The following is a 24,530-nucleotide window of genomic DNA, read 5'->3' on the forward strand; positions in this document are numbered from 1 at the left end:
ATCAGCATGAATCCGTTACTCGGCCACAATTACATCGGCGGCCAGCGCAGCGCCCAGGGCAGCATCACCCTGAAAAGCGTCGATGCCGGCACCGGCGAGGCTTTGCCTCAGGATTTCTATCAGGCCACGCCCGCCGAGGTGGATGCCGCCGCCAAGGCCGCCGCTGCCGCGTATCCCGCGTATCGGGCATTGAGTGCCTCGCGTCGCGCGCAGTTCCTTGAAGCGGTAGCCGATGAGCTGGACGCGCTGGGGGATGATTTTATCGAGTTGGTTTGCCGCGAAACCGCATTGCCTGCAGCGCGCATCAAAGGCGAGCGCGGGCGCACCAGCGGCCAGATGCGCCTGTTCGCCACGGTGCTGCGTCGCGGTGACTTTTACGGTGCGCGCATCGACAGAGCCTTGCCCGACCGCCAACCCCTGCCGCGCCCGGACCTGCGCCAATACCGCATCGGTCTCGGCCCGGTGGCGGTGTTTGGCGCGAGCAACTTCCCGTTGGCATTTTCCACCGCCGGCGGCGACACCGCCGCCGCGCTGGCGGCCGGCTGCCCGGTGGTGTTCAAGGCCCACAGCGGGCATATGGCGACGGCCGAGCGGGTGGCCGATGCAATCATTCGGGCGGCCGAGGCCACCGAGATGCCGGCGGGTGTGTTCAACATGATCTTCGGTGGCGGCGTCGGTGAGGCGCTGGTCAAGCACCCGGCGATCCAGGCCGTGGGTTTTACCGGCTCGCTCAAGGGCGGCCGTGCCCTGTGTGATATGGCGGCGGCACGCCCGCAGCCGATCCCGGTGTTTGCCGAGATGTCGAGCATCAACCCGGTGATTGTGCTGCCCCAGGCCTTGAACGCCCGGGCCGAGACCATCGCCCGCGACCTCACCGCCTCGGTGGTGCAGGGCTGTGGCCAGTTCTGCACCAACCCTGGCCTGGTGATCGGTATTGCCTCGCCACAGTTCAGCGCGTTTACCCAACAGGTGGCGCAACTGATCGGTGAACAGCCTCCGCAAACCATGCTTAATACCGGCACGCTGGGCAGTTATGGCAAAGGCTTGGAAAAACTCTTGGCGCACCCTGGCATCCAACACCTGGCGGGCAGCGCTCAAGTGGGCAGTCAGGCGCAGCCGCAGCTGTTCAAGGCCGACGTGCGCTTGCTGATCGACGGTGATGAGGTGTTGCAGGAAGAGGTGTTCGGCCCTGCCACGGTGTTTGTCGAGGTCGCCGATCAGGCCCAGCTCAGCGACGCCTTGCACGGCCTGCACGGTCAGCTCACTGCGACGCTCATTGCTGAACCGGCCGACCTGCAGCAGTTCACTGAACTGACGCCGCTGCTGGAGCAGAAAGTCGGGCGCATCCTGCTCAACGGCTACCCGACCGGCGTGGAGGTCTGTGATTCGATGGTCCACGGCGGCCCGTACCCGGCCACTTCCGATGCCCGTGGCACCTCGGTCGGCACCCTGGCCATCGACCGTTTCCTGCGCCCGGTGTGCTTGCAGAATTACCCTGATAGCCTGCTGCCCGACGCGTTGAAAAACGCCAACCCGTTGCGCATCCAGCGGCTGGTGGATGGCACGCCATCGCGCGACCCGCTGTAACACCAGGAGGTTTTATGTCGTGTACCGCAGTCACTGCGCACCGTGCGCAGTTGGGGGAGGGCCCGTTCTGGGACGTGCCGACCCAGGCGCTGTATTGGGTGAATATCGCCGGCAAACAGGCGCTGCGCCTGATGGGCGGGCAGTTGCAGATCTGGCAGTTGCCCGAGCATGTCTCGGCCTTTATCCCCTGTGAAGGTGGCGGTGCGCTGGTCACGCTGAGCAGCGGCGTGTACCGGCTGAACCTGGAAACCGAAGCCCTCACGCTGCTGTGCGTGGCCGACCCGCAACCGGGTAACCGTGGCAATGAAGCGCGCTGCGATGCCCAGGGCCGCCTGTGGTTGGGCACCATGCAGAACAATATTGGTGAGCAGGGTGAAGACCTGCCGATTACGCGGCGTTCCGGCGGCCTGTTTCGGATCGATGCCAACGCACACGTCACGCCGCTGCTGCAAGGGCTGGGCATTCCCAACACCTTGGTGTGGAGCGATGACGGCGCGCACGTGCATTTTGGCGACAGCCTGGACGGCACTTTGTACCGGCATTCGGTCAAGCCGGACGGTCAGCTCGACCCTGCCCGGGTCTGGTTCGGCCCGCATGAGCTTGGCGGCCCGGATGGCTCGGCGATGGACAGCCAGGGTTATATCTGGAACGCCCGTTGGGATGGCAGTTGCCTGCTGCGCCTGACGCCGGCGGGTGAGGTCGACCGCGTTATTGAGTTGCCCGTCAGCCGCCCCACCAGTTGCGTGTTTGGTGGCCCCCACCTCACCACGCTCTACATCACCAGCGCCGCCAGCCCACTCGATCACCCGCTGGATGGCGCAGTGCTGGCCATCGAGGTCGATGTGCCGGGCACCCCCTGTCACCGCTTTGCCGGATAAACCCAAGACCTGAAAACAATAACAAGGAGTCACCCGTATGAATCGTCGTCGAGGTATGCGTTCCCTGTGCTGCGCCGCTGTGGCGGTGTCGGCCCTGAGCTTGGGCGGTCTGTTGCAGGCCGCTGAAGCAGTGAAGATTGGTTTTTTGGTCAAGCAGGCTGAAGAACCGTGGTTCCAGACCGAATGGGCGTTTGCCGAAAAAGCCGGCAAGGAGCATGGCTTTACCGTGATCAAGATCGCCGTGCCCGATGGCGAGAAAACCCTCTCGGCCATCGACAGCCTGGCGGCCAACGGCGCCAAGGGCTTTGTGATCTGCCCGCCGGACGTGTCGCTGGGCCCGGCCATCGTTGCCAAGGCCAAGGCCAACGGCCTGAAAGTGATTGCGGTGGATGATCGCTTCGTTGATGCCAAGGGCAACTTCATGGAGGACGTGCCGTACCTGGGCATGGCCGCGTTTGAAGTCGGCCAGAAGCAGGGCGCTGCGATGGCGGCTGAGGCGAAAAAACGCGGTTGGGACTGGAAGGATACCTATGCGGTGATCAACACCTTTAACGAACTCGACACGGGTAAAAAGCGCACTGACGGTTCGGTCAAATCCCTGGAAGACGCTGGCTTTCCCAAAGACCACATCCTGTTCACCGCTGCCAAGACCCTCGATGTACCAGGCAGTATGGACGCCACCAACTCGGCGCTGGTCAAGCTGCCCAGCGGTGCCAAGAACCTGATTATCGGCGGTATGAACGACAACACGGTGCTTGGTGGCGTGCGCGCTACCGAAACGGCCGGTTTTGCTGCGGCCAATGTGATTGGTATCGGCATCAATGGTACGGATGCCATTGGCGAACTGAAAAAGGCTGACAGTGGCTTTTTCGGTTCGATGCTGCCTAGCCCGCATATCGAGGGCTACAACACTGCGCTGATGATGTATGAGTGGGTCACCAAAGGTACGGAGCCGCCCAAGTACACGGCGATGGACGAGGTGACGCTGATTACGCGGGAGAACTTCAAGCAAGAGCTGACGAAGATTGGGTTGTGGCAGTGAGGTAGGCTTGGCAGGGGGGTGGATCAGACGGAGTACATATCCGTTGCTGCGGTAATGGCTACCTATGGTTCCGCCCTTACGGCGGGTCGCTTTTGGCAAACGCCCGGAATGCCGGCCCAGCCAAAAGTAACCAAAAGGTCTTCGCCCCACCACTCGGCACCTCGCCTAGGCTCGGTGTGCCAGAACGAAGGCTTGAGTCCGTGGGCCGCCGCGATGGGCCATCCTTGGCCCAGCGCGGCTAACCCGGCGTCCTGCCGGGTTACCCACGGATTCAAGCCTGCGTTCGGCCAGCGTGGTTGACGGGGCGCCTCAGATCAAAATCAAGATCTACAGCACGGGGGCCTGAAAGCCGACCTGAGTGGTTGAAGCAAAAGCCAGATCAAGTGCAAATCCAAAGCCTATCTACCTGGCTGTAAGAGCGGAACCAATAGAAGCCGTTACCGCAGCAACGGATATGTACTCAGCAACCCCGCCACAACCCAAGACCTCGGCATCCCCCCGGTCACAAGGAAAAACCGAGGTGCCTGTAGCGAGGGCAAGCCCGGCGCCAACACTCAGTCAGCAGAGAACTTGAACACAGTGTTCTGGCTATAGGTCTGCCCCGGATTCAACCGAGTCGAAGCAAACTTGGGCTGGTTGGGCGCATCGGGAAAGTGCTGAGTTTCGAGGGTAAAGGCACTCCAGTGCTGATACGTCTTGCCACCTTTGCCCTTGACCGTGCCGTCGAGGAAGTTGCTGGTGTAGAACTGCACCCCAGGCTCGCTGGTGTAGAGCTTCAAACGCCGGCCAGACGCAGGGTCGTGTACTTCGGCGGCGAGTTGCTTGATATCGCCCTGGGTGTCGAGCGCCCAGTTGAAGTCAAACCCACCTTGTTTCGGCTCGGCAAATTTGAGCTGCGGATGCTCGTCCTTGAGGTGCTGGCCGATTGGCGTGGGCTTGAGAAAGTCCATCGGCGTGCCCTTGACCGGTGCCAGCTCGCCGGTCGGAATCAGGGTGGCATTCACCGGGGTGTAATGGCTGGCATGCAAGGTCGCGACCTGCTTGAGAATGTCGCCGTTGCCCGCGCCGGCCAGGTTGAAATAGCTGTGGTTGGTGAGGTTGAGCACCGTGGGTTTGTCGGTGCTGGCCTTGTAGTCGATATGCAGTTCGTTGTGATCGTTGAGGCTGTAGGTGACCTCGGTCTTCAGGTTGCCGGGAAAACCCATTTCACCGTCCTTGGACAGGTAGCTGAGCTTGACGCCGACCGAGTCCTTGCCCTTGACGGGTTCGGCTTGCCAAACGTGTTTGTCGAACCCCTGGGCACCGCCGTGCAGCGAATTGGGGCCGTCGTTGAGCGGTACCTGATAGCGTTGGCCATCAAGTTCAAACGCACCGCCCGCCAGGCGGTTGCCGAAGCGCCCGATGGTCGCGCCAAAAAACGCCGTGCCGCTCTGATAGCCCTGCACGTCATCAAAACCCAGTACCACGTCATCGATCTTGCCGTTTTTATCCGGCACTTTGAGTGACTGCAACACGCCGCCGTAGGTGATCACCGTGGCTTGCATGCCGTGGCTGTTGCGCAAGATGTACTGCTCGACGGCGGTGCCGTCGTTGGTTTTACCGAAGGGTTTATGCTCGCTGGTTAGGCCCGCAGCCTGGGCGCCGCCGCTGGCGATCAGCATGGACAAGGCGAGGCCGGAAAGCAGGTGACGAGGGTGCTTCATGGTCGAACTTCCTTTTGTTGTTTTCAGTGGAATAGTTCTACTAATGTGCGATATTTTGTCGTTGCAGCAGCAGATTTATAGCCTTTTACGGCCTGTTTGCAAAATAAAATAAGACTAATTAAGTGAGGCAACCTTTATATGACCACTCAGCAGGCTGTTTACCCCGACCTTGAGGGTAAGACCGTTCTGGTTTCCGGTGGTGCCTCAGGCATCGGCGAATTCCTGGTACGCGCGTTCGCCGCGCAGGGCGCCAAGGTGGGTTTTGTGGACCGGGCGCAAAGCCAGGGCGAGCGGCTGGCCGCGCTGCTGCATTCCCAGGGCTACAACGTTGAGTTCGTGTGCTGCGACATCACCGATGAAATCGCCTACAAGGCGGCGATCGAGCGCTTTGAGCACTCGCTGGGGCCGATCACCGTATTGGTCAATAACGCGGCCAACGACGTGCGTCATACCCTGGAAGAAGTCGATTCGGCGATGTTCGACAGGCTGATCGCGGTCAACCTCAAGCACGCATTCTTTGCTGCCAAGGCCGTGGTGCCGATGATGAAACGCGCCGGTGGCGGGGCGATCATCAACCTGGGCTCGGTGGGGTGGATGATGGCGTCTGCCGGCTACCCGGTGTACGCCGCCAGCAAGGCGGCGGCCCATGGCATGACCCGCGCACTGGCACGTGAGTTGGGGCCCAGCCATATCCGCGTGAACACCCTGGTGCCCGGCTGGGTCATGACCGACAAACAACTGGCAATGTGGGTCGATGATGCGGCCAAGGAGCTGATCAGCCGCAGCCAGTGCCTGCCCGGCAGCGTGCTGCCGGAACACATCGCCAATATGGCGTTGTTTCTCGCCTCCGATGCCTCGGCGATGTGTTCGGCGCAGAACTTTATTGTGGATGGCGGCTGGGTCTAGGCCTGCTATTCGACGGGGTAGCGCTTGAACGCCGGATGCTGTTCCAGCCGGTCGGCGTGACGTTGCAGGTTAGGGAATGCCTTGGGGTCGAGCACCGACGGCAGTTTGAGTTGGGTGAACGACCACGCGACTGCCGCGGTCAGCGCCGCCTGGGTCAGCGGCGCGTCGGTGGATTGGGCAAGGTGCTTTTCCAGCAGCGAATAGGCGGCCAACAGTTGCCCGGTCACGCGGTCTACCCACGGCTCATGGCGTTTTTCTGCCGGGCGCAGATTGTCCTCATACACGATCTGCACGGTTTTCTCGCAGGCCGCCAGGGCCAGCCCAAGCAGGTGCAGTTCGTGGGCGCGGGCGCCAGGCGCTTGCGCCAGCAGCTTCTTGTCGATGGGGGCCTGGGCTTCGAAATAGTCCAGGATCAGGCTGGAGTCCATCAGCACGGTGCCGTCGTCCAGCACCAGGGTCGGTGCCTTGACCACCGGGTTGATCGCGTGGAACTGCTCAAAGGTGCTGAACACCGACACCGACTGATGTTCAAACGCCACGCCGTACAGGTCCAGGGAAATTGCCACGCGGCGTACGTAAGGCGAGTCCAGCATGCCGACCAGTTTCATGAAGCCTCCGTTGCTTTCAGGTGATTGCTTTCAAGTGATTCGATCAGGAGATTAAGGGCACTGGATCGCTCTGTGCAATGGCTTCGCGCAGTTGCTGATAGGCCTGCACCAACTGCTCCAGGTTGAACGCCAAATTGCGCCCGCTGGGGTTGGGCAGCACCCATACCGCTGCGCCGCCCAATAACGGCGGCTGCAACCCCCAGGCAACCTCGCGTTGGCCGGACACCGCGCTATAACCGACCTTGCCCAGAAAGGCTACGAAGCGTGGCTGGCAGCGGCGGATTTTCTGCTCGAACGCTACGGCTGCGTCGTTGAATTCATGCCGCGCCAATTCCCCCGCGCTCGCCGTCGGGCGCTCCACCAGGGTGGTCAGGCCGCAGTGGTGGTCGAGCAAGCTGCGCCCCGCTTCGGGGCGGATTTCATGGGGCGTAAAACCGGCCAGGTGCAACGTACGCCAGAAGCGGTTGCTGCGGTTGGCGAAGTGCAGCCCGAGGGCGGCGGAGCCTTTGCCGGGGTTAATGCCGCAGAACACCACATTCAAGTGCTCGGTGAGGATGTCTTCGAGGCTGTCGCTCATGTCGGGTCTACCTGCAAACGCATCAGCAACCATTGGGTAAAGCTGCGGGCCAATGGCGCACTTTCACTGTCACGGTGGGTCGCTTAGGCGTCCTTGGCCAACAGGGTGCGGGCAAATTCGTCGGAGGCGATAAAGTCCAGGGTCTGGCGCAGTTGCGCCGCGGCTTCACGGCCGAATGCCTGATCGAAACGTTCGGCCATTTGCGTGGAAATACGCTTGGCCGCCTGGTGGGTGCGCTTGCCGTGTTCGGTCAGCAATACGCGCCGGGTACGCCGGTCGAGTTCGTCCACGCGCAGCTCCACCAGGCCGTCACGTACCAGTGGTTTGAGCGTGTGGCCGAGCGCGGACAAGTCCATCACCAGGGTTTGTGCCAGTTCGCCCATCTTCGGCGTGCCGGCCTTGGCGATGCGGTTGAGCAGCGCGTATTGCGTGGCTTTGAGCCCGCAGGGCGCGAACGCCTCGTCATAGATCTGGCCCAGGCGGCGCGAGGTGCGGCGCACGGCACCGTTGACGCAGGTGCTGGGGCTCTCGGAGCAAGGCGGGGCAGATTTCAAGGGCAGATACTCTCTGATACAAAACACGACGCGGCTGATTATGCCTGCGCGACCTGTCAGGACAAGGTCTTTCGGACCGAACTGACGCTCCAGATGAAAACTGAGACAGCTTGAAACAAATTAGTTGCGTATGCCACTAAGTTCGATATCGTGGCATATGCCTCTTTGTGACCTGGATGTCGTTACAAAACCCCCAGGACGTGCGTGGGGCGAGGCGGGAAAACGGCATGGCGAAGCCTGCTTGACCGACCAATCTCCTGTCTGGATCACTTCCTATGCTCAACCTCGTGCGCATCGCCTTGCTGCGCCCCTATACCTTTGTGGTATTGGCTATTTTCATCCTGATCGTCGGGCCGCTGGCGGCCTGGCGCACGCCGACCGACATCTTCCCGGAAATCCGCATTCCGGTGATTGCGGTGATCTGGCAGTACACCGGTTTGCCGCCGGACCAGATGGCGGGGCGCATCACCTCGCCATTCGAGCGGGTGCTGACCACCACCGTGAACGACATTCGCCATATCGAAGCGCAGTCGATGAACGGCTACGGGATTGTGAAGATCTTCTTCCAGCCCGGCGTCAACATCAGTACCGCCAACGCCCAGGTGACGTCGGTGTCCCAGGCGATCCTGCGGCAATTGCCGCCCAGCACCGTGCCGCCGCTGGTGCTCAACTACAGCGCCTCCACCGTGCCGATCGTGCAGCTGGCTTTATCCGGGCCGGGCCTGAGCGAACAGCGCCTGGGCGATATCGGCCTGAACCAGGTGCGCCTGATGCTCACCAGCGTGCCCGGCGCGGCCCTGCCATACCCGTTTGGCGGCAAGAGCCGGCAGGTGCAGATCGACCTCGATTCGGCGCGCATGCAAGCCCGTGGCCTGTCGGCGCAGGACGTCGCCACCGCCCTGGCCACGCAGAACCTGATTACGCCGGTGGGCACCCAGAAAATCGGCAGCTACGAATTCAACCTGCAACTGAACAACTCACCGTCGGACTTCCATGACCTGGAAAACCTGCCGATCAAGACCGCCGACGGCACCACCGTGCTGATCCGTGACGTGGCCACCGTGCGCGACGGCAACCCGCCGCAAACCAATATCGTGCATGTGAACGGCAACCGCTCGGTGCTGCTGCCGGTGCTCAAGACCGGTTCGGCATCGACCTTGGGCGTGATCGCCGGGATCAAGGAAAAACTTGCCGACAATAAGGCTGCGTTGCCGCCCAATCTGAATATCGACCTGATCGGTGACCAGTCGCTGTTCGTGCGCTCGGCCATCAGCGGCGTGGCCCGTGAAGGCTTGATCGCGGCGGCGCTGACCAGTCTGATGATCCTGCTGTTCCTCGGCAGTTGGCGTTCGACGGTGATCATCGCCACCTCGATTCCGCTGGCGATCCTGGCCTCGATTGCCACGCTGTCGGCCCTGGGTGAAACCCTGAATATCATGACCCTCGGCGGCCTGGCGCTGGCCGTGGGCATTCTGGTGGACGATGCCACGGTGACCATCGAGAACATCAACTGGCACCTGGAGCAGGGCAAGCCGGTGCAGACGGCGATCCTCGACGGGGCGGCGCAGATCGTGACGCCGGCGTTTGTCTCGCTGCTGTGTATCTGCATCGTGTTTGTGCCGATGTTCTTCCTTGATGGTGTGGCGCGTTTCCTGTTCGTGCCGATGGCCGAAGCGGTGATCTTTGCCATGATCGCCTCGTTCCTGCTGTCGCGCACGCTGGTGCCGACACTGGCCAACTACCTGCTCAAGCCGCATGTACACGGCGACGACGGGTATGCACCGTCGCGCAACCCGCTGGTGACTTTTCAGCGCGGTTTCGAGAAGCGTTTTGAGGCCTTTCGCGAGCGTTACCGCAGCGTGTTGCACGGCGCCTTGCACCATCGTCGCGCGGTGGTGATCGGCCTGCTGGCGTTTGTCGCCGTGTCGTTTGCACTGGTGCCGTTCCTGGGCCGCAACTTCTTCCCCGAGGTCGATTCCGGGCTGATCCTGTTGCACGTCCGCGCTCCGGTGGGCACACGGGTGGAGAGTAATGCGCACCTGATCGCCGACATCGAAAACGCGATCCGCCGCAACGTCCCGGCCGAGGAACTCAAAGCCTTGGTCGACAACATCGGCCTGTCCATCAGCGGTATCAACGTGGTGTACAACAACACCGGCACCGTGGGTTCCCAGGACGCCGATATCCAGATCAGCCTTAACGAAGGCCATCGCCCGACCGCCGAGTACATGCGCCAATTGCGCGAAACCCTGCCACGGGAATTCCCGAGCGCGGTGTTCTCGTTCCCGGCCTCGGACATTGTCGGGCAGATCCTCAACTTCGGTTCTTCGGCACCGATCGACCTGCAAATCACCGGCAATAACCTGGCGGCTAACTTCACCTATGCCAGCGCGCTGCTGCGTGATATTCGCCGGGTGCCGGGGGTGGTGGATGCGCGCATCCAGCAGTCGCGGCAATTGCCGACGTTCAATATCGACGTGGACCGCACCCGTGCGCAGTTGGTCGGCCTCACCGAACGGGATGTCACCAACAGCCTGGTGGTCAACTTGGCGGGCTCCAGCCAGGTGGCGCCGACGTTCTGGTTGAACCCGGCCAACGGCATTTCCTACCCGATCGTGATGCAAACCCCGCAATACAATCTGGAAAGCCTGGCCGCACTGCACAACTTGCCGCTGAGCGGCAGCAATGGCGCGGCCACCGACCAGACCTTGGGCGGCCTGGCGAATATCCAGCGCAGCCACAGCAGTTCGGTGTTCAGCCAGTCGGATATCCAGCCGGTGGTTGAGGTGCTGACCGCGATCCAGGACCGTGACCTGGGTGGCGTCGCCGCCGATATCCAGAAGATCATCGCGGCCCACGCCGGTGAAGTGCCGACCGGCTCCAAGGTGATTTTGCAGGGCCAGGTGCAGACCATGAACGCGGCCTTCAGTGGCTTGCTGTTCGGCCTGTTGGGCGCGGTGGTGCTGATCTATTTGCTGATCGTGGTCAACTTCCAGTCCTGGGCCGACCCGTTTGTGATCATCACCGCATTGCCGGCGGCATTGGCGGGCATTGTGTGGATGCTGTTTGTTACGCATACGCCGCTGTCGGTGCCCGCCTTGACGGGAGCGATCATGTGCATGGGCGTGGCCACCGCCAACGCCATCCTGGTGGTGAGCTTCTGCCGTGAGCGTCTGGCCGTGCATGGCGATGCTGTGCAGGCCGCGTTGGAGGCCGGTTTCACGCGGCTGCGGCCGGTGTTGATGACCGCCATCTCGATGATCATCGGCATGGCGCCCATGGCGCTGGGCCTGGGCGAGGGCGGCGAGCAGAACGCGCCGCTCGGCCGTGCGGTGATCGGCGGGCTGGCGTTTGCCACCATCGCCACATTGATTCTGGTGCCGTTGATTTTCAGTCTGGTCCACGGGCGTCGCCAACACGCCACGCTGGCGACTACCGTTTCCCAAGGGGTTTGACATGTCCGTTTCCAGTTCTCAAAAAAAGCCGTCCCGTGGCCTGCTGTGGCTGATCGTAGGCGGGGTGACGGTGGTGGTCATCGTCGGTGTCGGCCTGAGTGTGCGCGCCAGTGAATCCCGTGATCTCAAGACCTGGACCGATGCCCAGGCACTGCCCAGCGTCAACCTGGTCAAGCCGGTGGTGCAAGCGCAAGGCCCGGTCCTCAACTTGCCGGGGCGCATGGAGGCTTATTCGCGGGCGTCGATTTTTGCGCGGGTCAATGGCTACCTGAAATCCTGGAATGTCGACATCGGCACCCGTGTCAAAGCTGGCCAGGTATTGGCCGAAATCGACACCCCGGAACTCGACCAGCAACTGCTGCAGGCCCGCGCCACTTTGGCATCGGCCCAGGCCGATGAGCACCTGGCCGCAACCACCGCCAAGCGCTGGCAGGCGATGCTGGCGACCGACTCGGTGTCGCGTCAGGACGTCGACGAGCGCACCGGCGACTTGACCGCCAAGCAGGCCAAGGTGACGGCGGCCAAAGCCAATGTCGAGCAGTTGGTGGCGACCAAGGGCTTCCAGCATCTGGTCGCACCGTTTGCCGGTGTGGTCACCGCGCGCAGCACCGACGTGGGCGCGTTGATCAGCGCCGGGGGGACCGCCGGCAAAGAGCTGTTTGCGGTGGCCGACGTCAGCCGCCTGCGCGTGTATGTGCAGGTGCCGCAGACCTTCTCGCCACAGATTCGCGAAGGCACCACGGCGCGCCTGAGCGTGCCGGAGTATCGCGGCGAAACCTTTACCGGCAAGGTGATCGCCACTGCCGATGCGGTCAACGCCGCGTCCGGCAGCACCTTGGTGCAACTGCTGGTGGACAACCCCGGCGGCCGCCTGCTGCCCGGTGGCTACACCAGCGTGCAGTTTGATTTGCCGGTGCAGGCCGACGTGCTGCGCGTACCGTCCAGTGCCCTGGTGTTCGATGACAAAGGCATGCGCGTCGCCACCCTCGACAGCCAGGACCATGTGCACTTCAAGACCGTCACCATCGCCCGTGACTTTGGCGACAGCGTGGAGATCGCCAGCGGCCTGCAAGCGGCCGACCGCGTGATCGATACGCCGCCGGATGGCCTGGCCGATGATGACTCGGTGCAGTTGGCAGCCGCTTCCGCCGAGGCCAAACCCCATGGCTAAGCGCACCCTGCCGGGCCTGTTCGTCACCTTGAGCCTGAGCGCCTGCTCGTTGGCGCCGCCGCTTGAAGTGCCGCAAACCCCCATTGCCGCGCAGTTTCACACCCAAGGCCCGTGGACCGTCGGCGCGCCCGACGACCAGGCCAACCGTGACGGCTGGTGGCGCATCTACAACGACCCGCAGCTGGACGCGATGCAGCAGCAGTTGCTCAACAACAACCCGGACCTGAGCGCGGCACTCGCGCATTATCAGCAGGCCCAGGGCTTCCTGGCCCAGGACCGTTCGGGGTTGTTCCCCAAGCTCTCGGCCATCGGCAGCGGCCAGCGTATTCGCCAGTCGGACACCAGACCGCTGCGCTCGGCCACCTCGCCGGACGTCTACAACTCCGCCACCCTGGGACTTGAGGTGGACTATGAAGTCGACCTGTGGGGCCGCGTGCGCGACACGGTTGCGGCGGGCACCAGCGATTCCCAGGCGGCCAGGGCCGACCTGGCGTCGGTACGCCTGAGCCTGCAAGCGCAATTGGCTGACAGCTACATGCGCTTGCGTGGTATCGACTGGCAGAACCAACTGCTGGAACAGACCCGCGACGCCTACACCAAAGCCCTGAGCCTGACCGAAGGTTTGCATGGCGGCGGCATTGTCTCCGGGCTGGACGTGGCGCGGGCGCGCACGCAGTTGTCGACGGTCAAGTCGCAACTCAAACAGAGCCTGGTACAACGGGCGGTGCTGGAGCATTCGATTGCGGCGATGCTGGGTGAGTCGGCATCAACCTACACCGTCGCCGTCAATGTGACGCCGATTGCCTTGCCCAACGTGCCCCCCGGCGTGCCGTCGAGCCTGCTGCAACGCCGCCCGGATATTGCCGCTGCCGAGCGTCGCATCGCGTCGGCCAATGCGCGTATCGGCGTGGCCAGGGCCGCGTGGTTTCCGCAGATCACCTTGAGCGCCCAGGGCGGTTATCAGAGTGATGAGTTTGCGCGTTTGCTCAGCGCACCGAACCTGTTCTGGGCCATCGGCCCGTCGCTGGTCGGCACGCTCTTTGATGGCGGCGCGCGCCAGGCCCAGGTGGATATTGCCAAGGCCGCCACCGACGAAGCCGCCGCCAAATACCGCGGCGTGGTGCTGGGCGCTTTCGAGCAAGTGGAAGACAACCTGTCGCAGATCGCGGGCCTGGGCAGTGCCCTGGATGACCAGCGTGACGCGGCCGCCGCCGCGCAATACGCCGAAGACCTGTCGACCTCGCGTTATCGCCAGGGCGCCGTGGCCTATCTGGATGTGGTGACCGCCCAAGTGGCGGCGCTGGAAGCCAAGCGCAGTGTGCTGCAACTGCAAACCCAGCAATTAAGCGCTAATGTGGGCCTGATCAAGGCGCTGGGCGGCGGATGGAACGTGGCCCAACTGGCTGCATCGAACAGTACTCAAATCAAGGAGAAGTGAGCATGACCGACTACCTACCCCCGAAGGTGTGGACCTGGGACACCGAAAGTGGCGGCACTTTCGCCAGCATCAACCGGCCCATTGCCGGTGCGACCCATGAGAAAGCACTGCCGGTCGGCAAGCACCCATTGCAGCTGTATTCCCTGGCCACACCGAATGGGCAGAAGGTCACCATCCTGCTCGAAGAACTGCTGGCCCTGGGGCACACCGGCGCGGAATATGACGCCTGGCTGATCAAGATCGGCGATGGCGACCAATTTGGCAGCGGCTTTGTGGCGGTCAACCCGAACTCCAAAATTCCGGCGTTGATGGACCACAGTGGCGACACACCGATTCGCGTGTTCGAGTCCGGGGCGATCCTGCAATACCTGGCCGAGAAGTTCGGCGCGTTCTTCCCCACCGAGCCTGCTGCGCGTGCCGAGTGTTTGTCGTGGCTGTTCTGGCAGATGGGCAGCGCACCGTACCTGGGCGGCGGCTTCGGGCATTTTTACGCCTACGCGCCGAGCAAGATGGAATACCCGATCAACCGCTTCGCGATGGAAACCAAGCGTCAACTGGACGTACTCGACCAGCGCCTGGCGGTGAGTGAGTACATTGCCGGCGATGAGTACACCATTGCCGATATCGCGATCTGGCCCTGGTATGGCGGCTTGGTCAAAGGCCGTTTGTATGGGGCCTCAGCCGAGTTCTTGTCGGTGCACGAGTACAAACACGTGCTGCGCTGGGCCGAGGCGATTGAAGCACGGCCGGCGGTGCAGCGTGGGCGGCGGGTGAACCGGGTGTCCGGCGCACCTGAAGAGCAACTGGCTGAGCGCCACGACGCCACCGATCTGGACTGAAACCCGGTCAAAAATGTGGGAGCTGGGTTGCCTGCGATGGCGGAGTATCAGTCGATAAATGTGTGACTGACCCACCGCAATCGCAGGCAAGCCAGCTCCCACAGTTTTGATTTGTGTGTATTAGACGGACAGGTTCTCTGAAGTCACGATATGCGGTGGGATGTGCACTCTGTGCCGCAGTGGGTCGAAGGCCTCGGTGGCCTGCAACTCCACCAGTAGTTCTATCAGCGCGGTCGCCGTCTGCCGTGGCTGCGAGTCCATCACCACATCAATCAAACCCCGGCTCAGCGCCTCACGCGACAACGCGGTGGACTCCTGCAAAATGCAGCACAGCGCCGGCCGCTTGGGCAGTTGCGCCAGGGCATTGATCACGCCGTCACCGCCGCCGCCCACCACGCACAGGCCGCGCAAGTCGGTGTGGCGCGTGAGCAGGTCGAGGGTGGCTTCTTCAGTGATGTCGCTGTTGTCCAGGTTGATCAGCGGTTCCAGCGGCTTGAGCCCCGGCGCATGTTCGGCCAGGTAACTGTGCAAGCCTTCAACCCGTGCCTGGTGGCCGAGAAAACGATGGCCGCCCAACAGAATGCCGACGCTGCCTTTGCGTGCGCCGCAGGTGCGCGCCAGCAGCCAGCCCATGGTGCGCCCGACCACAGGGTTGTCCTGGCCCACATAAGGCTCCAAGGCGTGTTCGTGGATATCCGAGAGCAGCGCAACCACCGGCACGCCGGCTTCGCGCACTTGCGCCAGTGTGGCGTTGATCAACGGATGGGCAAAGCTGACCACCGCAAGGGCGTCGCATTGCACGGCCAATTGCTCGATCTGTGCGGCGATGGCGCTGGGCGTGCGGTCGAGAATGTAGTCGAACTGGCAGGTCAGGTTGGCTGTAGCGTGATGCTGCGCGGCCGCGCTGATCGACTGCGCCAGGTTGGCGTAAAACGCTTGGGCGGTGCCCAGCAGCAGGATGCCGAAGCGATAAGTGGGGCGCCGTTCGCGAATGCGCTGGCCAATCAGCCGTGCAGCAAAATAACCCACGGCTTCGGCGGCCTGGAACACCTGCTCGGCGGTCTGCGGATTCACCGGCGCTCGGGCGTTGAGTACGCGGTCGACGGTGGCCACACTCAAGCCCGCCTGGGCGGCCACGGTGGCGATGGTCGGGCGTTTATTATTGTTCATGACAGGCCTCTCAAGCGTCTTGATAGAAAACTATCAAGCCCCGCTGGGCCTGGATGATAGCTTGATAGGGAATGGATTCAAGGCCTTGAGGCGGATTTATCTGCGCTCTATGGTTTGTTCGCAAAGCACCTGTTACCCAACGCTTGCGGAGAACAATAACAATGCCTGAACACACGCCTCACCGCGCCCGGCGCGACTACAGTCTCACCGGTCCGGAAGCTGCCCGCGCCGCAGAGAAGGGCCTGGTCTCGGCCAGTTGGTATCAATCGCCGATCTCGCGTAAACGCATGAAAGAACTGATGCAGCGCCGCGACGGCCCGGCGTTGCTCGACACGGCCCTGTGGGTGTCGGCGCTGCTGGTCACGGGGTTTGGCGGCTACTGGTTCTGGGACTCGTGGGCGTGCGTGCCGTTCTTTATGGCTTACGGCGTGCTCTACGGCACCGCGTCCAACCCGCGCTGGCATGAGACCGGCCACGGCACTGCCTTCAAAACCCGCTGGATGAATGATGGGCTGTACCAGGTGGCAAGTTTCATGTGCATCTTCGAGCCGCATGTGTGGCGCTGGAGCCATGCGCGGCACCACACCGACACCATCGTGGTCGGGCGTGACCCGGAAATCGTCGAGCCGCGCCCGCCAAGCCTGTTGATGATGGGCCTGAGCCTGTTCAACCTGCCGCTGGCCTGGAAAACTTTCAGCGGCGTAGCGCGCCATGCGCTCGGCAGGATGAGCGCCCAGGAGCAGGACTTCATCCCCGAGTCCGAATGGCCCAAGGTGTTCCGTGCTGCGCGGATCTGGGTCGGCATTTATGCGCTGGTGGTCGGCACCGCGTTGTACCTGCACAGCTGGCTGCCACTGATGCTGGTCGGCCTGCCGAGCCTGTATGGCGCCTGGCTCGGCTACCTGTTCGGCCTCACCCAACATGTGGGCCTGGCCGAAGATGTGCTGGACCACCGCAGCAACTGCCGCACCATCTACATGAATCGCGTGCTGCGCTTTATCTACATGGACATGAACTACCACCTCGAACACCACATGTACCCGATGGTGCCGTACCACGCGTTGGCGCAATTGCACGAAGAGATCCGCAGCGACTGCCCGCCGCCGTACGCGAATATTCTTGAGGCGTACAAGGAAATCCTGCCGACGATCTGGAAGCAGCGCAGCGACCCGAGCTATTTCGTGCAGCGCCCCGTGCGCCATCGCACAGACCCCACTGCCCATGCCCCGGTCAATGCCGAAGCCACTGCTGGCTGAGTTTCACCCCACCCAATAAGAGAAAACGCCATGAACGATCAATGGATCGACGTCTGCGCCGTGGGCGAAATTGACGAAGAAGACGTGCTGCGCTTCGACCATGGGCCGCACACTTACGCGGTGTACCGCTCGGCCGAGAATGAATTTTTTGCCACTGCCGGGCTGTGTACCCACGAGAAAATCCACTTGGCCGACGGCCTGGTGATGGACCACGTGATCGAGTGCCCCAAGCACAACGGGCGCTTTGATTACCGCTCCGGCAAGGCCCTCGGCGCGCCGGTGTGCGCCAACCTCAAAACCTACCCGGTGCGGGTCGAAGCGGGGCGGGTTTTACTCGCCGTGACGGCGTGAGCATGAACGCACCCCTGATCATCGTCGGCGCCGGCCATGCCGGTGGCCGTGCGGCGCTGACCTTGCGCGAAGAAGGCTACACCGGGCGCCTGATCCTGATCGGCGATGAAGCGCACTTGCCCTACGAGCGCCCGCCGTTGTCCAAGGGCTTGCTGCAAGGCAGCACGGACCTGGCAGGTTGCAGCCTGTGTGACAGCCAGCGCATGGCCGCGCTGGGCATCGAACATATTGCCGGCAACCCGGTCACGCGCCTGGAGCCGCATCAGCAGCGGCTGCAACTGGCCGACGGCCAATGGCTGGATTTTGCCGGTTTGCTGCTGGCCACCGGCGGCCGGGCGCGACGCTGGCCTGTGGAGCAGGCGAACGTGCTTTACCTGCGCACCCATGACGAGGCGCTGGCCCTGCGCGACGCCTTACGCCCCGGCACGCGGCTGGTGGTGGTCGGCGGTGGTTTTATCGGCCTGGAAGTGGCGGCGACCGCGCGCGGCCTGGGCTGCCAGGTAACGGTGCTTGAAGCAGGCCCACGCTTGGCGGGCCGAGTGTTGCCGGCGGTGATCAGCCAAGCCCTGCTGGATGTGCATCGCCAGCAAGGCGTCGCGGTTCATCTGAACGTGGCGCTGGAATCCATCGACGCCGACGCGGTGCAACTGGTCGATGGGCAACGCTTGCCGTGCGATCGGGTGGTGGTCGGCATTGGCATGCAACCCAATCTGGAACTGGCCTCAGCCGCAGGGCTGGAAGTAGGGCAGGGCATTCGCGTCGATGCGCACCTGCGCACCAGTGCGCCGAACATTTATGCGGCCGGCGATGTGTGTGAGTTTCGCCTGGGTGGCCTGTATCAACGTCAGGAGACCTGGCGCAATGCCGAAGCCCAAGGCCGCCACGCCGCGCTGAATATGCTCGGGCGTGAGTTGCCGTTCGAGGCGCTGCCGGGCTTCTGGTCCGATCAGTACGACTGGGGCTTGCAGACCGTCGGCGTGATGACCCCGCTGACGGTCAGCCGGGCACTGCCGGGCGGCGGTTTGCTGTTGTTCCACCTGGATACCGACGGGCATTTGCAAGGCGCTTGCGGCTGGGCGCTGGGCAATGGCGTGGCCAAGGACATCAAGCTGTGCGAACGCTTGATCAACGCGCGCATTGCACTCAATACGGCCGACCTGGCCAACCCGGACGTTTCCCTAAAACACGTGCTGCGAGGCTGATATGCGCGAATTTCTGGTGTTCCAATCCCTCTGGGCCATGCAGACCGAGCCCGGGCCGCTGGAAGCCCAGCTCGAGCGCATCGCCGCCGCCGGCTTCGACGGCATCACCGACCATTACTGGAAACCCGCCAAGGCCGCGCGCCTGCACGCTGCCGCCAGCGCCAGGGGCTTGCAGATCGAAGGTCAATTGTTCCCGCAATCGGTGGATGACCTGGCCGCCGCGCTGGATGTGATCAGCCGCTATGGCTGCCACCACCTCACCCTGCAGGCCGATGTGCGCCCGCGCACACTGGGCGAGGCGGCCGGGTTGGTCGAAGGCTGGCAGCGTCTGGCCGAACAGGTGGACTTTCCGATCCTGCTGGAAACCCATCGCTACCGCCTTACCAGCGACCTGCTGTTCACCCTCGACCTGCTCGCACAAATGCCCGACCTGAAACTGCTGGCCGACCTGTCCCATTACGTCGTCGGCCGGGAGTTGCCGGAGCCTGGCGCGGCTGAGGACGACGAACAGATACGTACGATATTGCGCCACAGCTGGGGCTTTCATGGCCGGGTGGCCAGCAGTGAGCAGGTGCAGGTCTCTGTGGATTTCCCTCAGCACCAGGCCTGGGTCGAGCGCTTTACCGGCTGGTGGCGCTACGGTATCCAAGACTGGCTGGCCCGGCCTGACACGCCTGATAGCCTGTCATTCACCTGTGAACTGGGCCCGCCGCCCTATGCAATCACCGATGCAAACGGCGGTGAAATCAGTGACCGCTGGGCCGAGGCGCTGAAGTTGAAAACCCTGATTCGCCAGGTGTGGGAGAGCTGCCAGTGATGATCTGCTAATCTGCGCGGGTTAAAACCGCCCTTAGCCTGTGGACTTTCATCATGAAGACTTGCCCTGTTCAGCCACCTCTTGAGCCGCAGTCCGTCTGCCATCCCATCACCAGCAGCGCGATCTTCATGGTGGCAACCGTCGCACCCGGCAGTGAAGACCAGGTGCGCGCCTGGTGCGGCGACATCGCCGGGCTGGTGCGTTCGGTGGGCAAGCGCGTGCCGGCGGGCAACCTGACGTGTGTCTGCGGGTTCGGCTCGGATGCCTGGAGCCGGCTGTTCGGCGGGCCACGCCCGGCGGCCTTGCACCCGTTTCGCGAGTTCGGCGTGCCAGGGCGCATGGCGCCGTCGACGCCCGGCGATATCCTGCTGCATATCCGCGCCGAGCAGATGGACCTGTGCTTTGAGCTGGCCACGCAGTTGATGGTGGCCCTGGGCGACAGCGTCAAGGTGGTGGATGAGGTCCAGGGTTTCCGTTACTTCGATATGCGCAGCATCATCGGGTTTGTCGACGGCACCGAGAACCCGGTAGGGCGCAAGGCTGTCGGCTTTACCATCGTCGGCGATGAAGACGCGGAATTTGAAGGTGGCAGCTACGTGTTGGTGCAGAAGTACCTGCACAACATGAGCGCCTGGAACGAGCTGACGGTGGAAGCGCAGGAGAAGGTGATCGGGCGTACCAAACTGGCCGATATCGAACTGGATGAAGAGACCAAGCCGAGCAACTCCCACAGCGCCTTGACCGTGATCACCGACGCCGATGGCGAAGAAGTGAAAATCCTGCGCGACAACATGCCCTTTGGCCGCCCGGGCGCCGGCGAATTCGGCACCTACTTTATCGGCTACGCGCGCTCGCCGCAGCCCCTGGAATTGATGCTGGAAAACATGTTCGTCGGCCGCCCGGTCGGCAACTACGACCGCTTGCTGGACTTCAGTACCGCCGTGACCGGCGGCCTGTTTTTTGTGCCCTCGGCCGATTTGCTTGAAGAGCTGGCCGAGCGTCAACCGGGATCTTAACTGAGCAACCCGGTGCTGACCGCCACAATCAGGAAGATCCCCAGCAGCGCGCGATAAATCACAAACGGCCAGGTGGAGAACCGCTCCAGGAACTTCATCAGGCCCCAGATCGCGAAGAACGCCGAGATACTTGCTACCACCAGGCCAAAGAGCAAATGTGGCCAGGCGTGGGCCGGCATGTCGGCGTGCAGCAGCACCCACAGTTCTTTCAAACCGGCCAGCGCGATCGCCGGCAGGCCCAGCAGGAACGAAAAGCGCGCGGCCTCTTCACGCTTGAAGTTGAGGAACAGCGCAGCGGTCAGTGTCGAGCCTGAACGCGAGACGCCGGGAATCAACGCGCCAATCTGTGCAACCCCGACAATCAGCGCATCGCGCAGGCGCATTTGGCCCATGTCTCGGGTGTGGCGTGCACGCACTTCGGCCACCGCCAGCAATACCGCCATCACCACACAGGAAATACCGATGACCATCAGGCCGCGCAACGGCGAGTTGCAGCTGTTGAGGGTCGAGGACAAGGCCAAACCGGCAATGCAGATAGGGATGGTCGCCAGCACAATCGCCACCGCCAGCTTGAACCACGGGTCGTTGTAGTCGCCCCGGCGTACCGCACCGATGCTGCCCGTGGTGACCTGGCGCACATCGCGCCAGAAATAACTGACCACCGCCGCCAGCGCCGCCAACTGCATCGCCGCCGAAAACGCCGAGCCGGGGTCTTGCCAGCCGAGCAGAGCCGGCACCACACGCATGTGGGCGGTGGACGACACCGGCAGCAACTCGGTAATGCCCTGGATCACCCCCAGGATAAAAATCTGCAGGTAATCCAGGGAGGCAAAGCCTACATCCAGGCCGGCGGAACAGACGTTGGTCAAAATAGAGGTCCTTGAGGAAAAGGTCGAAGCTGACGAAGTTTATTCTAAATGTTTCAGGAGTTTCGGTTGGACGGGGCAAATCCGCAATCGGTTCAGCAAACAGAAAGGTTAGGCAATGTATTGGCCTGCGCGCGTGTTTTGTGAACAATGGCGCCCTGCGTTTTGTCACCGAGAGCCCCATGCCTGAAACCACCGTTGAACTGATCCAGACCGGCCCCGAAGAGGCCGAATTGATCCGCAATCTTTACCAGTATTACGCCTATGAGTCGTCGGACTGGGAGCAGGAAGATGTCGAGGCCGATGGCCGCTTCTACATCCACGATGAGCACCTGACCCGCTACTGGCAAGACCCGCAATGGAGCGCCAACCTGCTGCTGGTGGACGGCTATATCGCCGGCTTCCTGCTGATCGAAGGCAGCGAACTGCCGGGCATCGACGCCCTGGAACTGGCCGACCTGTTTATCCTCAAGCGCTACCGCCGCAAAGGCATCGGCCGTGCCATCGCCACCCAGGTGTTGAGCAGCGGCCAGGCCGATTGGTTGGTGCGTTTCTATGACCAGGATGAAGTGTCCCAGGCGTTCTGGCGCGCCGTGCTGGATGATTTGCCGCGCCCGGTGCAGACCCTGGAGCTGGAGGATGACCCGCAGTTGGTGAGTTACCTGATCACCCGAGCGGTCCTGCATTAAAAGCCTGCTGCATAGCTTGCGGCGGCTGCCCGAAGGCACGCAGAAACGCCTGGCGCATGCGTTCGCGATCACCAAAGCCGGTTTCGCGGGCCACCACTTCGACCGGGTGGCGGCTGGTTTCCATCATCGCCCGGGCCGCTTCCACGCGCAGTGATTCGATGGCCTTGGCCGGGGTTTGCCCGGTTTCTTCGCGAAATACCCGGCTGAACTGGCGCGGGCTCAGGCGGGCGACCTCGGCCAGGGCTTCGACCGACAGGTCGTGGGTCAGGTTTTCGCGGGCATAGGCCAGGGCCAGCTGCACGCGGTCGGATTTGGGGTCCAGTTCCAGCAGGGCCGACAACTGCGACTGCTCACTGCCACGGCGTTGCGCAATCACCAGTTTGCGCGCGATGCGCCGGGCCAGGTCGCTGCCCAGGTCGGCCTCGACCATGGCCAGTGCCAGGTCGACACCGGCGCTCATGCCCGCGCCGGTCCAGATCTGGCCGTCGACCACAAACAGTTTATCTTCCTCCAGCTGGATGTGCGGGTAGCGCTTGCGAAAGGCGGGCGCGTGAATCCAGTGGGTGGTGGTGCGCTTGCCGTCGAGCAGGCCGGCTTCGGCCAGCACGAAAATGCCCATGCACAATGAGGCTACACGCCGTGACTGGGCGGAGGCGGCCTTGACCAGTTCGAGCAGGTTGGCTTCCGGCAAGCGAAATTCCAGATAGCCGCTGACGATCAGCGTGTCATAACCCTGCGCGCGGATCGGCGTGGTGTTCACCGAAAAGCCTTGGGAGGTCATCACGGCGCCGCCGCTCTCCGACACCAGGTGAAACTCATAGGCCGGCTCGCCGCGCAACAGGTTCGCGCATTCAAATACCGAGCCCAGGCTAAGGCTCAGGGATTGGAAGTTCGGGTAAACCATCAGCGCAACGCTGTGCATCATTGTTCTCCTAAAAAACGCGGGCCAAGGGCGCGGGAGTGGCGATTGTCGGCGCGTGCCGGGTAAACGGCAACCGGCTTTGTGGCATGTCCGGAATCCTTGCGCATATGACATTGTTGAAGGTCTGCGTGGCGCCTAACATCCCCTCAACGAACTAGACGACTGGTCTAATCGGACGGGAAGCGTGATGAACAGCGAAGCTAAAAATACTCGGCAGGTGATTCTGGACACGGCGCAAGTGATTGTCGGCCGCAAAGGATTTTCTGCGGTGGGCTTGAACGAAATACTGCAAGCCGCCGAGGTACCCAAAGGCTCGTTCTATCACTACTTCAATTCCAAGGATGCCTTCGGCGTGGTGTTGCTCGACAGCTACTTTGACCACTACATCAAAGGCATGCAGCAATTGTTCAGTCAGCCTGAGCTTTCAGGTTTCGCCAAGTTGATGCGCTATTGGCACTCCTGGGTCGACAACCAGACCGGCTGCACCGACACGGGCAAATGCCTTGCCGTCAAACTCGGTGCCGAGGTGTCAGACCTTTCAGAGCCGATGCGTCTGGCCCTCCAGCGTGGCACTGCACGCACCATCGCGTTGCTGGCAGAAGCCTTGCAGCGCGGCGTTGAAGACGGCTCGCTGCCGGCACAGTCACACCCCGAAAGCCTGGCCCGGCGCCTGTATGCGTTGTGGCTGGGGACCAGCGTCATGAGCAAGATCACCCGAACATCCGCGCCGTTTGATGAGGCGCTGCTACTCACACAACACCTACTGCAACCCATCGATCGAGGCACTGGAAAATGAAAGTATTAATGGTACTGACCTCTCACGACCAGCTGGGCAATACCGGTCGTAAAACCGGCTTCTGGCTCGAAGAGTTTGCCGCTCCGTATTACACCTTCAAGGACGCCGGTGCCGAACTGGTGCTGGCATCCCCGGCCGGTGGCCAGCCACCGCTGGACCCGGTCAGTGACCAGCCGGATGCACAAACCGACGACACCCGCCGGTTTGCCGCCGACTCGGCCGCGCAGCAGGCCCTGGCCAACACGGTCAAGCTGGACTCGGTGAACGCTGCCGATTTCGACACGGTGTTTTACCCAGGCGGTCACGGGCCACTGTGGGACCTGGCCGAATCGAAAACCTCGGTCGCGTTGATCGAAGCGTTTGAGCGCGCCGGCAAGCCGATCGGTTTTGTCTGCCATGCACCGGGTGCGCTGCGTCACGTCAAGGCGGTCAACGGCGAGCCATTGGTGAAGGGCCGTCGTGTGACGGGCTTCTCCAACTCTGAAGAAGCTGCGGTTGGCCTGACCGATGTGGTGCCGTTTTTGATCGAAGATGATTTCAAGGCCCTCGGTGGCCTGTATGAGAAGGGCGCCGACTGGCAATCCTTTGTGCTTGAAGATGGCTTGCTGGTGACGGGCCAGAACCCTGCCAGCTCCAGCGATGTGGCCAAGGCCCTGCTGAAACTCACCGCGTAAATTAACTAACCGT

The 24,530-nt window shown here is 62.5% G+C and carries 23 protein-coding genes; 16 read left to right on the forward strand and 7 right to left on the reverse strand.

Features of this window, described 5'->3' with window-relative positions; all coding sequences use genetic code 11:
* Positions 1–6: 6 nt before the first annotated feature.
* The 3 genes from BLV67_RS16085 to BLV67_RS16095 are packed head-to-tail and all read left to right on the forward strand — an operon-like array spanning position 7 to position 3,507.
* The gene (locus BLV67_RS16085; RefSeq protein ID WP_069787247.1) at positions 7–1,587 is read left to right on the forward strand and encodes an aldehyde dehydrogenase (NADP(+)); all 1,581 of its coding nucleotides are present in this window, start codon (positions 7–9) and stop codon (positions 1,585–1,587) included.
* Positions 1,588–1,601: 14 nt separating this feature from the next.
* Positions 1,602–2,465, forward strand: a complete 864-nt coding sequence (locus tag BLV67_RS16090; protein ID WP_069787246.1) for an SMP-30/gluconolactonase/LRE family protein — start codon at positions 1,602–1,604, stop codon at positions 2,463–2,465.
* Positions 2,466–2,502: 37 nt separating this feature from the next.
* The gene (locus tag BLV67_RS16095; RefSeq protein WP_017136516.1) at positions 2,503–3,507 is read left to right on the forward strand and encodes a substrate-binding domain-containing protein; all 1,005 of its coding nucleotides are present in this window, start codon (positions 2,503–2,505) and stop codon (positions 3,505–3,507) included.
* Between the two features lie 554 nt (positions 3,508–4,061).
* On the opposite strand, the gene BLV67_RS16105 is transcribed toward BLV67_RS16095, so the two are convergent.
* Positions 4,062–5,210 carry an aldose epimerase family protein gene (locus tag BLV67_RS16105; RefSeq protein ID WP_065932146.1) on the reverse strand — a complete coding sequence of 383 codons (1,149 nt, stop codon included), beginning with the start codon at positions 5,208–5,210 and terminating at the stop codon, positions 4,062–4,064.
* Positions 5,211–5,348: 138 nt separating this feature from the next.
* Here BLV67_RS16105 and BLV67_RS16110 point away from each other — a divergent pair, with 138 nt between their 5' ends.
* Entirely contained in the window at positions 5,349–6,116 is a 768-nt protein-coding gene (locus BLV67_RS16110; RefSeq protein ID WP_069787245.1) for an SDR family NAD(P)-dependent oxidoreductase, read from the forward strand.
* 5 nt (positions 6,117–6,121) lie between these two features.
* Here BLV67_RS16110 and BLV67_RS16115 read toward each other — a convergent pair whose 3' ends face one another.
* The 3 genes from BLV67_RS16115 to BLV67_RS16125 all read right to left on the reverse strand — a co-directional run bounded on the left by BLV67_RS16115 (position 6,122) and on the right by BLV67_RS16125 (position 7,855).
* Complete coding sequence (locus BLV67_RS16115) at positions 6,122–6,724, reverse strand: glutathione S-transferase family protein (RefSeq protein ID WP_069787244.1); 603 nt, start codon at positions 6,722–6,724, stop codon at positions 6,122–6,124.
* A 43-nt stretch (positions 6,725–6,767) separates the two neighbouring features.
* Positions 6,768–7,301, reverse strand: coding sequence for a G/U mismatch-specific DNA glycosylase (mug, locus tag BLV67_RS16120; RefSeq protein ID WP_069787243.1), 534 nt, complete (start codon positions 7,299–7,301; stop codon positions 6,768–6,770).
* 83 nt (positions 7,302–7,384) lie between these two features.
* A complete protein-coding gene (locus BLV67_RS16125) occupies positions 7,385–7,855 on the reverse strand; it encodes a MarR family winged helix-turn-helix transcriptional regulator (RefSeq protein ID WP_239694334.1) in 471 nt (156 codons plus the stop codon).
* A 275-nt stretch (positions 7,856–8,130) separates the two neighbouring features.
* Between BLV67_RS16125 and BLV67_RS16130 the strand changes: the two genes are divergently transcribed.
* Genes BLV67_RS16130 through yghU form a run of 4 tightly spaced genes read left to right on the forward strand, consistent with a single transcriptional unit; the run spans position 8,131 to position 14,758 of the window.
* Entirely contained in the window at positions 8,131–11,310 is a 3,180-nt protein-coding gene (locus BLV67_RS16130; protein ID WP_069787242.1) for an efflux RND transporter permease subunit, read from the forward strand.
* A 1-nt stretch (position 11,311) separates the two neighbouring features.
* Positions 11,312–12,481, forward strand: a complete 1,170-nt coding sequence (locus tag BLV67_RS16135) for an efflux RND transporter periplasmic adaptor subunit (RefSeq protein ID WP_065932141.1) — start codon at positions 11,312–11,314, stop codon at positions 12,479–12,481.
* Entirely contained in the window at positions 12,474–13,919 is a 1,446-nt protein-coding gene (locus BLV67_RS16140; protein WP_069787241.1) for an efflux transporter outer membrane subunit, read from the forward strand. The genes BLV67_RS16135 and BLV67_RS16140 overlap by 8 nt, the downstream gene beginning before the upstream one ends.
* Positions 13,920–13,921: 2 nt before the next feature.
* Entirely contained in the window at positions 13,922–14,758 is an 837-nt protein-coding gene (gene yghU, locus BLV67_RS16145; RefSeq protein WP_065932139.1) for a glutathione-dependent disulfide-bond oxidoreductase, read from the forward strand.
* Positions 14,759–14,878: 120 nt separating this feature from the next.
* Here the strand turns inward: yghU and BLV67_RS16150 are convergent, their stop codons facing one another.
* On the reverse strand, positions 14,879–15,928 hold the full coding sequence (locus BLV67_RS16150) for a LacI family DNA-binding transcriptional regulator (protein ID WP_069787240.1): 1,050 nt from the start codon (positions 15,926–15,928) through the stop codon (positions 14,879–14,881).
* 161 nt (positions 15,929–16,089) lie between these two features.
* On the opposite strand from BLV67_RS16150, the gene BLV67_RS16155 reads away from it, so the two are divergent.
* From BLV67_RS16155 to BLV67_RS16175, 5 genes are read left to right on the forward strand one after another with little or no spacing between them, the layout of a single operon-like run.
* The gene (locus BLV67_RS16155; RefSeq protein ID WP_069787239.1) at positions 16,090–17,184 is read left to right on the forward strand and encodes a fatty acid desaturase family protein; all 1,095 of its coding nucleotides are present in this window, start codon (positions 16,090–16,092) and stop codon (positions 17,182–17,184) included.
* Between the two features lie 30 nt (positions 17,185–17,214).
* Complete coding sequence (locus BLV67_RS16160; RefSeq protein WP_069787238.1) at positions 17,215–17,535, forward strand: MocE family 2Fe-2S type ferredoxin; 321 nt, start codon at positions 17,215–17,217, stop codon at positions 17,533–17,535.
* A gap of 2 nt (positions 17,536–17,537) precedes the next feature.
* A complete protein-coding gene (locus BLV67_RS16165; RefSeq protein ID WP_069787237.1) occupies positions 17,538–18,737 on the forward strand; it encodes an NAD(P)/FAD-dependent oxidoreductase in 1,200 nt (399 codons plus the stop codon).
* Position 18,738: 1 nt separating this feature from the next.
* Positions 18,739–19,554, forward strand: coding sequence for a sugar phosphate isomerase/epimerase family protein (locus BLV67_RS16170; RefSeq protein ID WP_069787236.1), 816 nt, complete (start codon positions 18,739–18,741; stop codon positions 19,552–19,554).
* Between the two features lie 53 nt (positions 19,555–19,607).
* Positions 19,608–20,570, forward strand: a complete 963-nt coding sequence (locus BLV67_RS16175; RefSeq protein WP_069787235.1) for a Dyp-type peroxidase — start codon at positions 19,608–19,610, stop codon at positions 20,568–20,570.
* Here the strand turns inward: BLV67_RS16175 and BLV67_RS16180 are convergent.
* Positions 20,567–21,439: an undecaprenyl-diphosphate phosphatase gene (locus tag BLV67_RS16180; protein WP_065932133.1), complete on the reverse strand. Its 873-nt coding sequence runs from the start codon at positions 21,437–21,439 to the stop codon at positions 20,567–20,569. The genes BLV67_RS16175 and BLV67_RS16180 overlap by 4 nt on opposite strands.
* 179 nt (positions 21,440–21,618) lie before the next feature.
* On the opposite strand from BLV67_RS16180, the gene BLV67_RS16185 reads away from it, so the two are divergent.
* Positions 21,619–22,125: a GNAT family N-acetyltransferase gene (locus BLV67_RS16185; RefSeq protein ID WP_065932197.1), complete on the forward strand. Its 507-nt coding sequence runs from the start codon at positions 21,619–21,621 to the stop codon at positions 22,123–22,125.
* On the opposite strand, the gene BLV67_RS16190 is transcribed toward BLV67_RS16185, so the two are convergent.
* Positions 22,103–23,047 carry a GlxA family transcriptional regulator gene (locus tag BLV67_RS16190; RefSeq protein ID WP_069787234.1) on the reverse strand — a complete coding sequence of 315 codons (945 nt, stop codon included), beginning with the start codon at positions 23,045–23,047 and terminating at the stop codon, positions 22,103–22,105. The two genes, BLV67_RS16185 and BLV67_RS16190, sit on opposite strands and share 23 nt — an antisense overlap.
* Positions 23,048–23,234: 187 nt before the next feature.
* On the opposite strand from BLV67_RS16190, the gene BLV67_RS16195 reads away from it, so the two are divergent.
* Both BLV67_RS16195 and BLV67_RS16200 read left to right on the forward strand, forming a co-directional pair.
* Entirely contained in the window at positions 23,235–23,843 is a 609-nt protein-coding gene (locus BLV67_RS16195) for a TetR/AcrR family transcriptional regulator (protein WP_069787233.1), read from the forward strand.
* The gene (locus tag BLV67_RS16200; protein WP_069787232.1) at positions 23,840–24,517 is read left to right on the forward strand and encodes a type 1 glutamine amidotransferase domain-containing protein; all 678 of its coding nucleotides are present in this window, start codon (positions 23,840–23,842) and stop codon (positions 24,515–24,517) included. Before BLV67_RS16195 ends, BLV67_RS16200 begins: the two co-directional genes overlap by 4 nt.
* Positions 24,518–24,530 lie beyond the last annotated feature (13 nt).

The organism is Pseudomonas salomonii (assembly GCF_900107155.1).
GTDB lineage: Bacteria > Pseudomonadota > Gammaproteobacteria > Pseudomonadales > Pseudomonadaceae > Aquipseudomonas > Aquipseudomonas salomonii.